The organism is Candidatus Accumulibacter sp. ACC012 (assembly GCF_907163155.1).
GTDB lineage: Bacteria > Pseudomonadota > Gammaproteobacteria > Burkholderiales > Rhodocyclaceae > Accumulibacter > Accumulibacter delftensis.
Genome location: NZ_CAJQUC010000002.1, coordinates 261,240 through 273,891 on the forward strand (window position 1 = coordinate 261,240; position 12,652 = coordinate 273,891).

At 61.7% G+C, this 12,652-nt stretch carries 9 protein-coding genes and 1 tRNA gene; 6 read left to right on the plus strand and 4 right to left on the minus strand.

Features of this window, described 5'->3' with window-relative positions; all coding sequences use genetic code 11:
• The first annotated feature begins 51 nt into the window (after window positions 1–51).
• The 4 genes from QZ648_RS01705 (at window position 52) to QZ648_RS01720 (ending at window position 5,437) form a co-directional block, all read left to right on the plus strand.
• Window positions 52–360, plus strand: coding sequence for a DUF2160 domain-containing protein (locus tag QZ648_RS01705; RefSeq protein WP_291995904.1), 309 nt, complete (start codon window positions 52–54; stop codon window positions 358–360).
• A gap of 89 nt (window positions 361–449) precedes the next feature.
• Window positions 450–2,180, plus strand: a complete 1,731-nt coding sequence (locus QZ648_RS01710; protein ID WP_291995905.1) for an ABC transporter substrate-binding protein — start codon at window positions 450–452, stop codon at window positions 2,178–2,180.
• 183 nt (window positions 2,181–2,363) lie between these two features.
• Window positions 2,364–3,239: a DMT family transporter gene (locus tag QZ648_RS01715; protein ID WP_291995906.1), complete on the plus strand. Its 876-nt coding sequence runs from the start codon at window positions 2,364–2,366 to the stop codon at window positions 3,237–3,239.
• A gap of 353 nt (window positions 3,240–3,592) precedes the next feature.
• Window positions 3,593–5,437, plus strand: a complete 1,845-nt coding sequence (locus tag QZ648_RS01720; protein WP_291995907.1) for an IS1634 family transposase — start codon at window positions 3,593–3,595, stop codon at window positions 5,435–5,437.
• A 210-nt stretch (window positions 5,438–5,647) separates the two neighbouring features.
• On the opposite strand, the gene bla is transcribed toward QZ648_RS01720, so the two are convergent.
• Complete coding sequence (bla, locus tag QZ648_RS01725) at window positions 5,648–6,532, minus strand: class A beta-lactamase (protein WP_366144040.1); 885 nt, start codon at window positions 6,530–6,532, stop codon at window positions 5,648–5,650.
• A 337-nt stretch (window positions 6,533–6,869) separates the two neighbouring features.
• Between bla and QZ648_RS01730 the strand changes: the two genes are divergently transcribed.
• Window positions 6,870–7,409, plus strand: coding sequence for a hypothetical protein (locus QZ648_RS01730; RefSeq protein ID WP_291995908.1), 540 nt, complete (start codon window positions 6,870–6,872; stop codon window positions 7,407–7,409).
• 585 nt (window positions 7,410–7,994) lie between these two features.
• On the opposite strand, the gene QZ648_RS01735 is transcribed toward QZ648_RS01730, so the two are convergent.
• Window positions 7,995–8,066, minus strand: a tRNA-Arg gene (locus QZ648_RS01735).
• A gap of 249 nt (window positions 8,067–8,315) precedes the next feature.
• Between QZ648_RS01735 and QZ648_RS01740 the strand changes: the two genes are divergently transcribed.
• On the plus strand, window positions 8,316–10,238 hold the full coding sequence (locus QZ648_RS01740) for an ATP-binding cassette domain-containing protein (protein WP_291995909.1): 1,923 nt from the start codon (window positions 8,316–8,318) through the stop codon (window positions 10,236–10,238).
• On the opposite strand, the gene QZ648_RS01745 is transcribed toward QZ648_RS01740, so the two are convergent.
• Together QZ648_RS01745 and QZ648_RS01750 are read right to left on the minus strand one after the other, a co-directional pair.
• Window positions 10,235–11,416, minus strand: a complete 1,182-nt coding sequence (locus QZ648_RS01745; RefSeq protein WP_291995910.1) for a benzoate/H(+) symporter BenE family transporter — start codon at window positions 11,414–11,416, stop codon at window positions 10,235–10,237. The genes QZ648_RS01740 and QZ648_RS01745 overlap by 4 nt on opposite strands.
• A gap of 94 nt (window positions 11,417–11,510) precedes the next feature.
• Window positions 11,511–12,380: a patatin-like phospholipase family protein gene (locus tag QZ648_RS01750; protein ID WP_291995911.1), complete on the minus strand. Its 870-nt coding sequence runs from the start codon at window positions 12,378–12,380 to the stop codon at window positions 11,511–11,513.
• Between the last annotated feature and the right edge of the window lie 272 nt (window positions 12,381–12,652).

Here is a 12,652-nt window from a genome sequence, read left to right on the forward strand (position 1 = left end):
TGCATTCCGGCAGCGCCAGGTCGTTGTGTTGCCGCTTACAGGAGCTGAACGATGTTTGCCTGGATGGTATGGACCACACCGGTGGCTGTTTTTTTCATCTTCATTGCCCTGCTGCTGGCGGCAATGACGGTGTGGGAGATCAAATCACCGACGACGCTGCGCAAGGGCTTTCTGCCCATGGCAACGACGCGTGGCGATCGCCTGTTCATCGGACTGCTCGGCGCCGCCTACATCAATCTGGCCTTCGTCGGGCTGTCGGGAAAATTCGCCGAGTGGTTGACGCTTGAGCAGGATCCGAGCATCTGGATCAGTTTTGCCATTTCAATCGCCGCGCTGCTACTGGTGATGCGAAAAGGCTGAATGGTTTTCTCGAATCCGGCCCGCAGCGTCCCCGGGGCCGTGCTGAGCAAGGCTATTCACGGGGATGCATGTGCACGAGGAGACGACCAATGAAACTACGCCACACGACGATGGCCCTCACTATCGCTTGCGCGCTCGCCAGTCAGGCCTGGGCCGGCGAATCCGAGGCCAAAAAATGGATTGATACCGAGTTCCAGCCATCGACGCTGAACAAGGATCAGCAGATGGCCGAGATGAAGTGGTTCATCGACGCCGCCAGGAAGCTGCAAGCCAGGGGAGTCAATGAGATCTCGGTCGTATCCGAGACCATCACCACCCACGAGTATGAATCGAAGACCCTGGCCAGGGCCTTCGAGGAGATCACCGGCATCAAGGTCAAGCACGACCTGATCCAGGAGGGCGATGTCGTCGAGAAACTGCAGACCTCGATGCAGTCGGGCAGGTCCATCTACGACGGCTGGATTTCCGACTCCGACCTGATTGGCACCCACTATCGCTACGGCAAGATCATGAACCTGACCGACTACATGGCCGGCAAGGGCAAGGAGTGGACGAACCCAGGACTGGACCTGAAGGATTTCATTGGCACCAGCTTCACGACCGCACCGGACGGCAAGCTGTATCAGCTTCCCGACCAGCAGTTCGCCAACCTGTACTGGTTTCGCGCCGACCTCTTCGCGCGCCAGGACCTGAAAGACCAGTTCAAGGCCAAATACGGCTACGAACTCGGCGTACCGCTGAACTGGAGCGCCTATGAAGACATCGCCGCCTTCTTCAGCGATGAGGTGAAGAGCATCGACGGCAAGCCGGTGTACGGCCATATGGACTACGGCAAGAAAGATCCTTCGCTGGGCTGGCGTTTCACCGACGCCTGGCTGTCGATGGCCGGCACGGCCGACATCGGCATCCCGAACGGCATGCCGGTCGACGAATGGGGGATTCGCGTCGCCGACGACAAATGCACGCCGGTCGGCGCCTCGGTCTCGCGCGGCGGCGCCGTCAACTCGCCGGCCGGGGTGTACGCCTTGACCAAGTATGTCGACTGGATGAAGCAATACGCCCCGAAAGAGGCCACCGGCATGACTTTCGGCGAAGCCGGCCCGGTGCCCGCGCAAGGCCAGATCGCGCAGCAGATCTTCTGGTACACGGCGTTCACCGCCGACATGATCAAGGCCGGCCTGCCGGTGGTTAACGCCGACGGCACTCCGAAGTGGCGCATGGCCCCCGGCCCGAACGGCCCGTACTGGAAGCAGGGCATGCAGAACGGCTACCAGGACGTCGGCTCATGGACTTTCTTTGCGGCGCACGACGCCGACAAGACGGCCGCTGCCTGGCTGTACGCGCAGTTCATCACCGCCAAGACCACTTCGCTGAAGAAGACCATCGTCGGCCTGACGCCGATTCGTGAGTCCGACATCAAGAGCCAGGCGATGACCGACATGGCCCCCAAGCTGGGTGGCCTGGTCGAGTTCTATCGCAGCCCGGCACGCGTCGCGTGGACGCCGACCGGCACCAACGTGCCGGATTACCCGAAGCTGGCGCAGTTGTGGTGGAAGAACGTGGCTGTCGCCGTGACCGGCGAGAAGACTCCACAACAGGCGATGGACAACCTCGCCGAGGAGATGGACCAGGTGATGGCTCGCCTCGAGCGCGCCGGCATGGCTCACTGCCCACCGAAGCTGAACCCGAAGAGCGACCCGAGCAAGTGGCTGAGCGACAGGGGCGCTCCGTGGAAGAAACTGGCTAACGAAAAGCCCAAGGGTGAGACCATCGCCTATGAGACGCTGCTGAACGCGTGGAAGGCCGGCAAGGTTCGCTGATCCAATGGGGGGCGGGCGCCTCCCCGCAATTGCCCGCGCGCGCCGAGTGCCGCGCGCGGCATTTTTTTTGGCGAAGGCATTTTGGCGAAGACGGCTCTGCCGCGATAATCAGCCAGCCAGTTGAGGCCTGCCATCATCGCCGGCAGACTTAGATGGCGCTCTTGACTCAGGGACCCACTCTTGATGACTCCGTCTGTCCGTGGTTTGATATTGGGCGCTCTTGGCGTACTGATTTTCAGCCTAACAATGCCGATCACAAAAATCGCGCTTTCCGGCGACCTGATGTCGGCATGGTTTGTCTGGGCCGGGCGCGCGGTGTTGGCAGCATTCGCCGGCATGGCCTATCTGCTTCTGACAAAGCGAAAACCACCTCCCCGTGAAGCCTGGTGGCCTTTGCTTGGCACAACAGCAGGCGTTGTCTTTGGCTGGCCATTGCTCAATACCCTTGCCCTGCAATGGGTGTCATCGAGTCACTCGGCGGTTATCAACGGCATTCTTCCTCTGGCCACCGCCGTTATCGGCGCCAGCCTGAATCGCGAACGCCTGCCAGCCGCCTTCTGGGTTTGTGCCGCAGTTGGCACTTGCTTGGTCTGCGGATACGCCTGGGTTCATGCCTCGGGAACATTGCATACCCCTGATGGTCTACTGCTGCTGGGGGTTTTGCTCGGAGCGCTTGGCTATGCCTGTGGAGCAATCGCCACAAAGTACATCAGCGGTCCGGAAGTGATTTCCTGGGCGCTACTCGTGGGCTTTCCAGTGACGCTGCCTTATATGTTATACGTAAGCCCGGTTAGCCTGGCCGCAGTGCCTTTGACAGGGTGGCTGGCTTTTGTTTATCTGGGCCTGATGAGTCAGTGGATCGGATTTTTCTTCTGGTATCGCGGATTGCTCATGGGCGGAATTGCCAAAGTGAGTCAGGTACAGTTGCTCCAACTATTTCTTACGCTGGGATTTTCCGCATTATTTCTGGGAGAAGCGATTGAGCCGATGATGCTGTTTGTCGCCGTGGCCACTGTCGCGCTGATTGTTGTCGGGAGACGTGCCAAGGGAGGGCGGTAGATTTCCGACTCGATGCGAGTGTTGTGTTGCATTTTTGATGAGACTTTCGGCAAGCATTTCGCACCCACCGTCATTGCCCACCCTCGCAGTGACGTGCGGGCTGCTTGTCGCGCCGCATTCACCATTCAGCTGGCCGGTGCAGACAGCTTGGGCCGAGCAACGCCGAGAACCATTCTGGACGGCCGGTTCTTAGCCCCTCTTTAACAACTCTTTGTCATATTGCGGCCTTTTCCGGGCTGCGGCGATTGTAAGTCATTGATTCTCAATAGGCCGCATTTCTGAGGCGCAATGTTGTGCCATAATAGTTTTTCAAGCCTAGTTTTTCCCCTTGCATTTCTTGTACGATCGTGGGCATGTATATCCGACAGACACGAACGAACAACAAGGTCACCGGCGAGGGCTACTTCACCTTTCGGCTGGTGCGGGGCGAACGCGTCGCAGGCAAGGTCCGTCAGATCACCCTGCTGAATCTCGGGCGTAATTTCGCCATCAAGCAGGAGGACTGGCCGGTGCTGTGTCGTCGCATCGAACAGCTTCTGCATCCCCAGGAAGCGCTCCTGCCACTGCCCTGCACGGGCCCTATCGAAAGCGCAGCCCAGCGCTACGCGGGGCAACTGATCGTGCGGTCGCCGATGAGCGACTCGCCGCCGGCGGCGGAGGCCAGTGAGCCCTGCGGAAAGCCGCGTCCGCCGGTGACGTTCGAGGAAGTCGATATTGACTCGCTGCAAGTGATGCAGCCGCGCTCGGTTGGCGTCGAGCACGTCGGTCTGCATGCGCTGACCGAACTGGGCATCATCGACCAATTGCGAGAGTTGGGCGTCAATGGCGTGCTGCGGGCGTCGATTATCGGCAACCTGATCGGGAGAATGGGCCGCCCGGGCTCCGAGCGGGCGACCTGGAGCTGGCTGCAGAAGCAGAGCGCCTTGGGCGAGCTGATCGACGTCGACTTCCTGTCGATGTCGCACATGAGTCTTTACCGTGCTTCGGACGTCCTGATGAAGCATCGGGAAGTGATTGAAGCGCGCTTGTTCGGCACCGTTCGCACGCTCTTTGGCCTGGAAGAGACGATCACGCTCTACGACCTGACCAACACGTATTTTGAAGGCGAAGTTCCGAGTAATCGCAAGGCCAAGCGTGCCCGTTCCAAGGAGAAGCGCAGCGACTGCCCGTTGGTGACGCTCGGCCTGGTGCTCGACGGCAGTGGCTTTGTGCGCCGCTCGCAGACCTTCGAAGGCAATGTCAGCGAAGCCGGCACGCTTGCTGGCATGCTGACCGGACTGGACGCCCCGGCAGGGGCGCTGGTGATCATGGACGCGGGCATCGCTACCGAAGCCAACATCGCCTGGCTGGTCGAACATGGCTATCGCTACCTGGTCGTTCGTCGCGGGGGGACCCGGCAGTTCGATGAAACACAGGCGGTCACGATCGAGACCGCCGACGAGCAACCGTTGCGGCTGCAAAAGGCGCTCAGTGAAGACGGGAAAGAGCTGCAGTTGTTTTGCCATTCACCGGGTCGGCAGCTCAAGGAGGAGGCCATGCTCGAATCCTTCAGCCAGCGCTTCGAAGCCGGACTGCAGCAAATGCAGGACGGCCTGGCCAAACCACGTGCCGAGAAGCGCCCCGACAAATTGCACGAACGACTCGGCCGGCTGAAGCAGAAGAGTCGCGGCACCAGCCAGCATTACACGGTGGACCTGGTGACGGACGAATCGGGCAAGCGGGTCACCGGGATCACCTGGCAGAAGGTGCCGCGCGAGGGGAGCCAAGCGACGCACCCGGGCGTCTATTGCTTGCGCACTAATGAACTCGACTGGGACGAGGAGCGGCTCTGGCGCACCTACACCCTGCTGACTGACCTGGAGAGTGTGTTTCGCAGCCTCAAGAGTGAGCTGGGCTTGCGGCCGGTCTTTCATCACAAGGAAGAGCGCGCCGACGGCCATCTGTTCATTACCGTGCTGGCTTACCAGTGTGTGCAGTTCCTTCGCCTAAAGCTGAAGGCGGCGGGCATTCCCGACAGTTGGGCGACCCTGCGCGAAACCCTCTCGATCCAGCGCCGGGTGACGACGACTTTCCGGCAACGCGATGGCCGCACGCTGCACGTCCGCAAGGCCACTGCCGCCGAGCCCGAGCTGATGGCGATCTATCGCGCCTTGGGCGTCAACTCAGACCCCGGAGGAACCCGAAAACTGGTCGCCTGACACGAAATTACGCGCTTGTTGTGCCATTAGAGATTCAAGTGCCTTGCAAGCAGTTGATTATGCAAGAGGTTTTTTTGAGAATGTTAAACACGGGTTAGTTCTGCTGCTGCAGCAAACGACCCACAACGGCTGGATGATCTTTTCCTTATCAATAGTCGACTCCAGATCCGATACCTGCCGTTCGCCCTTGTCCTCAGAAAGTTTGATGCATCAACGGCCGATCGCTTCTTTCAGTGCCGCTCCTATTCTTGCAATCGCCTCATTGCTGGCCTGCAAGGATGCTTTGGTTTGCGTGACATAAATGCCAACCACCACTGGCTGCTTCGATGGCGGCCAGATTACCGCCACGATCGAGCGTGAGCCGTAGCCACCCGCTCCGGTCTTGTCGGCAATCTTCCAGTTGGATGGCAGTGAAGCTCGCAGTAGCGCACCGGCGACTTGATCGTCCAGCATCCATTGTGTCAGCACGTTTCGGGATGAAACCGACAGCCCGTTCCCAAGGAGGATTTTTCTCAGGCTGCTAACGATGTCGTTGGGGGTGGTGGTATCACGCTCGTCACCCGGTGTTGCGTCGTTCAACTCAGGTTCTTTGCGGTCGAGCCTGGTTTGATCATCGCCGATGGATTGCATGTATGAGTTGAATCCGGTTGTTCCTCCAATGGCATCAAAGACAACGTTTGCGGCCGTGTTGTCGCTATAGCTCACCGCTGCACGGCAAACCTCGCCAAATGTCATCGTTTGAGGAGACAGCGATTTTTCGGTAATCGGCGAATAGGTGACCAACATTTCCTTCGAGATGGATACGGATTGATCTAGTGATAGAGACTTCCCATCGACCTTCGCGAGCAATGCTGCGCAGGAAAATATCTTGTGCGTACTATTCAGAGGGAACCGTTCGTCGCCCCGATATTGCCAAGTCGTCCCTGTGTTTGCGTCAAACACCGTCATGCCTACTCTGGCTTGTAGCGCATTCTCTGCAGCTTGTACAACATTAATCAACTTCGTGGTTTCTAGAGCGCAGACAAAGGTAGAAAAAAACGATGCAAAGACACAGGTAAGCGCGATGTTTATTCCAGCAATGGCTTTGCTTATCAATGTAACTTTCTCCAGCAAGAATTCACGCTAAGCGTACGTCGCTACGGATACCCAAGAGTCCGGTTTCGAAAGGGCAATCAGCAGCTCGTGCGTCTCGATCTTATCAGGCTGCGTTGTCTGGTCTTGGCCGAAAGACGCCGCCCGGTAATCGTACTGCAAAGCGGCCATCGACAAGCAATCGCGCGTCACGGGCGGCCGTCCGGCCCGGTCAATTTGGAGGGGTTGGAGCCGGAAGATCGTACTTGGGTTCTCCATTTGCCGCAGCCGCCGGCGAGATGAGGATCGCCCGATTAATCGGGCAATGACGAGTAGCCGGCATGGCGATGGCTCTTGTGACGTGGCGCTATCAGCGCTCGTGCGGCGCTTGTCGTTGACGATTCCGGGAAGCGAAGAAACACCCTTGCCGGTCGTCGCCTGCTCGGCGGCCGGCGTACCCGGTGAGTTCGTCAGACACTGGGCGACCGGGCGCGCGGCTTGTTGTCGATGCACGACGCGGCCCTTTGCCGCGCCGCAGCGCAGCCGGGTAGCCGGGGCCGACGACACCGAAATCGCGCTCGGCAGCGACATCCTGACGGCCGCGCTCGAGGGTTATGCGCTGGCCAAGGTCTTCGGCAAGGGCGCCGGGGTCGATGCCTTGAAGGAAGCGATGGCCGCTCGCTACAGCCGCAAGCGTCAGCCAAGTCCGGTCGCCACGGCCTGTGCGCCGCGACAGGCAGCGCGCTCCGCGCGCAAGGCTCGGAGCTTCAGGCGCAAGGCTCCGAGCTGCGACGGCGAGCCTCCGATGCGTCGTCGCAAGTGTTACGTCCGCCGCTCTCCAGTAACTGACTGCGTCGCCTATCCCATGAACGGCGAGAGCGAAGGGAGGGGTGCTGCCTGAACGAGGCTGGGACGAAGTGAACGAAAGATGGGCCGGGAGACCGCTGCTATCGTGGAAAGTTATCGAGACAACCCACATAGAAAAGAGCCCAGCCCATGCAGCGAATTGTAGCCGGCATCGACACGATCGAGCAGCATCTTGAGGCCATCAGGCAAACCCCCGAAGTGTATCGGCCGCCGTGCTGCCCGCATTGCGGGCTCAAGATCCTGGGCACTATGAGCGCAAGGCCGACCGCCGAGCCGGGCAGGTTTCACTCAATCCGATACCGATCTGCCGCTACTGCTGCTCCGGCTGTAGGCGCACCTGTTCGCGTCCGCCGGCGTGCATCGCAGCGCGCCGCTGGTATGACTGGTCGGTGCAGCAAGCCCACCTCGAACGGCTGTTGCGCGAACACGCCGATCAGCGCCGTGCACTCGGCAGCCCGCCGGACCGGCGCACCGCCGGTCGCTGGTGGGACTGACTACAGAAGTGCAGCCTGCTGTTCGAGTTTCACCTGCGCGCCCTCCGGGGAGCCAAGAACCGTTCCATTCCTGGTATTTACTACCAGTTATGGACTGCTGCGGACGGTCGCGGCGCTTGTTATCGTCCCCTCGACAGGAATCGAACCTGTATCCCACGCTTAGGAGGCGCGTGCACTATCCATTGTGCTACGAGGAGAGGGGCGGGTATTGTAGCCGCTGCCTTCGATTTCGCCAATTCGACTTTGTGGCCATATTCATCGTGGGCCGCGAACTGTAAGGGCAGCCCTTGGCCCGATTTGAACCTGCCGGAGCGCGCATCGGAGTAAAATCGCGCGCTCTTGCCGCGCTGCTGCCGTTCTCGTCGATTTCTTGGCTTCCACCGGCGCGCATCTTGGCTGAGTATCCCCAGCAGGACCACCCCCCCACAGGAAACTTACCCGCCCTCATGCCGTATCTGATTCTCTCCGACGCCTCGCTCGCTTTCGGCCATGTGCCGCTTCTTGACCACGCCGAATTCCAGCTGGACCCTGGCGAACGGGTGGCGCTGATTGGCCGCAACGGCACCGGCAAGTCGTCGCTGCTCTGCGCGCTGGCGGGCACGGGGGGGCTCGACGATGGGGCGGTGTGGCGACAGCCGGGATTGCGTATCGGCTATGTACCGCAGGAGCCACCCTTCGACCCGGCGTTGAGCGTCTTCGAGGCGGTCGTTGCCGGCATGGGTGACCTGTCGAAGCTGCTCGCCGAGTATCACGCGGTGTCGCACGCGCTGGGCGAGGCGGACGCTGATCACGAGCAATTGCTCGATCGCATGCAGCTCCTGCAGACGGAACTCGAAGCGCGTGACGCCTGGTCCTTCGAGGCGCAGGCCGAGCGGGTCATCCAGCGCTTCTCGCTGGACGCCGACGCGCTGGTGGGAACGCTTTCCGGTGGCCAGAAGAAGCGCCTGGCGCTGGCGCAGGCGCTCGCTGTCTCGCCGGAGCTGTTGCTGCTCGACGAGCCGACCAACCATCTCGACATCGGCGCCATTGAGTGGCTGGAGGAAATGCTGGTGTCGTCGGGGGTGACGCTGGCGTTCATCACTCACGACCGGCGTTTCCTCGAGCGCGTGGCGACACGCATCGTCGAACTCGACCGTGGTCGTCTGATGTCCTGTCCGGGCAGTTTCGGCGAGTACCAGTCGCGCAAGGAGATGATGCTGCACGACGAGGCGCAGAACAATGCCCGTTCCGACAAGTTCCTGGCCCAGGAAGAAGTCTGGATTCGCCAGGGTATCAAGGCGCGGCGGACGCGCAACGAAGGGCGAGTCCTGCGCCTCGAACAGTTGCGTCGTGATCGGGCGGCGCGACGCGAGCGCCAGGGCAAGGTCGAGTTGGCGCTCGACGCCGGGGTCAAGAGCGGCAAGCTGGTGGCGGCGCTCGAACATGTCAGCAAGAGCTACGGCGACAAGGCGGTGGTGCGCGATTTCTCCTGTCGCTTGCAGCGTGGCGACAAGATCGGTGTCATCGGCCCGAACGGCGCCGGCAAGACGACCTTGTTGCGCATGATTCTCGGCGAGCTGTCTCCGGACCAGGGCAAGGTGTATCTGGGAACGAAAGTGGAAGTGGCCTATTTCGACCAGTTTCGCAGTGCGCTCGACGAAGAGGCGACGCTGATCGATGTCATCTCGCCGGGCTCCGACTTCGTCGAGATCGGTAACCAGCGCAAGCACGTGATCAGCTACCTCGGTGATTTTCTCTTTGCGCCGCAGCGCGCGCGTTCGCTGGTCAGTTCGCTGTCCGGCGGCGAGCGCAACCGGCTGCTGCTGGCGCGCCTGTTCGCGCGTCCGGCAAATGTGCTGGTGCTCGACGAGCCGACCAACGACCTCGACATCGAGACCCTTGAACTGCTCGAGGAGTTGCTGCAGGAATACACCGGGACGCTGTTCCTGGTCAGTCACGACCGCGCTTTCATCGACAACGTGGTGACCCAGACCATCGCTTCGGAAGGCGACGGCACCTGGCGCGAGTACGCCGGTGGCTATCAGGACTGGGCCGACTACCAGGCGGGCCGCCTGCGTGACGAGGCGCTGGCGGCGAGCAGCGGCAAGCGCAGCGACGCGCGTGCGGCGGAGACTACGGCCAACGCCAAGGCGGCTGCGCAAAAACCGGGCGGCGGCAAGCTCTCCTGGAAGGAAGCGCGCGAGCTGGAGGAGTTGCCACAGCGGATCAGTGCACTGGAGAGCGAGCAGAAGGCGATCGGCGAGCGTCTGGCCGATGCCCGGTTGTACCAGTCGCAACCCGAGGAGGCGCAGCGGCTGGCGGCACGGCTGAGTGAAATCGACGATCAGCTGGTGCAGCTGCTCGAACGCTGGGAGGCGCTCGAAGGCTAGGGCTGCTGGATGGGGCGGCGCTTGCTGCGCAGGACGATCAATGCCGCCAGTCCGGCGAGCAGGCCCCAGAACGGCGAGCCGACCCCGGCAAAGGCGACTCCCGAAGCGGTGACCAGGAAAGTCAGCAGTGCCGGCTCGCGTTCGGCTTCCTGGCTCAGGGCGGCGGCGAGGCCGCTACCGATGGTCCCGAGCAGTGCGAAGCCGGCGATGGCCAGCACCAGTTCCTTCGGGAAGGCCAGGAAAAGCGAGCCGACGGTAGCCCCGAAAACGCCGATCAGCAGATAGAAGAAGCCGGCGGCGATGGCGGCGACGTAGCGTTTTTCGGGGTCTTCGTGCGCTTCGCGGCTCATGCAGATGGCGGCGGTAATCGCCGCCAGATTCAGCGCGTAAGCGCCGAATGGGGCGAGCAGCAGGTTGGCGGCGCCGGTCCAGCCGATCAGCGGCGAGATCGGTAGCTGATAGCCCGAAGCGCGGATGACGGCGACGCCGGGGAGGTTCTGGGAGGCCATGGTCACCACGTAGAGCGGTAGCGCGACGCCGATCAGCGCCTGCCACGACAACTCCGGGGTGATGAATACCGGCATCGCCAGTTCGAGGTGGATCTCGTCGACGCGCAGCGAGCCTTGACCGGCAGCAATACCGACACCGACGAGAAAGGTCATGATGATCGCGTAGCGCGGCAGCAGCCGGCGGCCGAGCAGGTAGGCGCAGAACATCGGGAAAACGAGGACGAACTGGCTTTGCATGGCCAGGAAGGCGTCGAGACCGAAACGCAGCAGGACGCCTGCGAGCATTCCCGAAGCAATCGAGATCGGAATGCGGCTGATCATCCGCTCGAACAAGCCACTGAAGCCGGAGACCGTGATCAGGGCCGCGGAGACGAGAAAAGCGCCGATCGCTTCCGGCATCGAGACGCCGGCGGCACTCGTGATCAGCATCGCCGCACCGGGTGTCGACCAGGCGGTCAGCACCGGCACCCGGAAGCGCAGCGACAGGGCGATGCTGGTCAAGCCCATGCCAACGCCGAGTGCGCACATCCAGGAAGCGATCTCGGCAGGGCTTGCGTGCAGCGCCTGGGCGGCCTGGAAAACGATCACCGCCGAACTGGTGAAGCCGATCAGAACGGCGACGAAGCCGGCAGTTACGGCCGAAGTCGAGAAATCCTTGATCAGGCGCATTGCTTCGTCCACCAGGGCTGTCGCGGCAGGTCAGTGCTGCGACGAGGGCTAGCCACGGTGACGCATGGGGCGCGGGTCAGCGAGCCGACGCAGCTCAGCTGCGCCCCGCTTTCTTGAGCGCTTCGCGAATTTTCGGCAGCGCTGCCTGCGCTGCTTTTTCCCCTTCGAGGATGGCGTCGTGGCGGGCCTGGAATTCGGTCGAGCCGACGGCGCCGACCTGCGGGCGAATCACCACGTCGGCCTCCTTGAGCTCGTAGCGAGCAAGGCTTTGCCCCATGATGGTGAAGGTCTGCATGAGAATGTCGAAGGTGCTGCTTACCGGCTGGGTGCTGGGGCGGGCCGAAATGTCGACGGCAATGACCACGTCGGCACCCATTTCGCGTGCGGCGCGCACCGGAATGAGGCTGCTCAGCCCGCCATCGACGTATTCGTGGCCATTGATGCGTACCGGCTGGAAGACGCCCGGGACGGTCGCCGAAGCGCGTACCGCCATGCCGGTGTTGCCGGTGCGAAAGACGACGCTGTCGCCGTTGCGCAGATCGGTGGCCACGGCCCCGAAAGGCTTGTTCAGGGCCTCGAGCGGACGCTGGCCGACGGCGTCATTGACGAACTTCTGCAGCAAGTCCCCCTTGAGCACGCCGCGGTCGGGCAGCGACCAGTCGCTGATTTTCGTCTCGTCGAGGCGGTGCGCGAGCTTCTGCAGCTCAAAGCCGTTGTTGCCGGCGGCGTAGAGGGCGCCGACCACCGCGCCAGCGCTGCTGCCGACGATGATGTCGGGAACGATGCCCTGACTTTCCAGGGTCTTGATCACGCCGACGTGCGCAAAGCCGCGCGCTGCGCCACCGCCGAGGGCCAGACCCAGCTTGACCGGTTTGCCTGCCTGCGTAGCGGGGGCCGGCGGCTTGCTTGCACAGCCGCTGACGATGAGCGTGGCCAAGCCAACAATGAGTAGCAGCGGACGCATGGCGTTCCTTTCGTGGGAGGTTTGGGGTGTGGCGATCACTAAAGCCGTTTGATCGCAGGCGATGCGCAAGCGCAGGGAAAGTTGGGGTCGCGCGCCTCACTGCGCCAGGTCGAGCGGCAATGTACTCATGCGACAAATGGTACAAAGGCTACGAATGGTACGAATGGTACGACTTCGCGGCAGATGCCGCCATCAGCGCTCTGAAAAAAGACTTTCCTTGCTTCCTGCAGGCAATTGTTTACCATCGTGCATGGACTCTGGATCCCGAGTCC

Bases quoted from the DNA above. Each gene is read 5' to 3' on its own strand.
- QZ648_RS01740 (WP_291995909.1), top strand. From the start codon at position 8,316: ATGCCGTATCTGATTCTCTCCGACGCCTCGCTCGCTTTCGGCCATGTG.
- QZ648_RS01720 (WP_291995907.1), top strand. From the start codon at position 3,593: ATGTATATCCGACAGACACGAACGAACAACAAGGTCACCGGCGAGGGC.
- QZ648_RS01715 (WP_291995906.1), top strand. From the start codon at position 2,364: ATGACTCCGTCTGTCCGTGGTTTGATATTGGGCGCTCTTGGCGTACTG.
- QZ648_RS01750 (WP_291995911.1), bottom strand. From the start codon at position 12,380: ATGCGTCCGCTGCTACTCATTGTTGGCTTGGCCACGCTCATCGTCAGC.
- QZ648_RS01705 (WP_291995904.1), top strand. From the start codon at position 52: ATGTTTGCCTGGATGGTATGGACCACACCGGTGGCTGTTTTTTTCATC.
- QZ648_RS01710 (WP_291995905.1), top strand. From the start codon at position 450: ATGAAACTACGCCACACGACGATGGCCCTCACTATCGCTTGCGCGCTC.
- QZ648_RS01745 (WP_291995910.1), bottom strand. From the start codon at position 11,416: ATGCGCCTGATCAAGGATTTCTCGACTTCGGCCGTAACTGCCGGCTTC.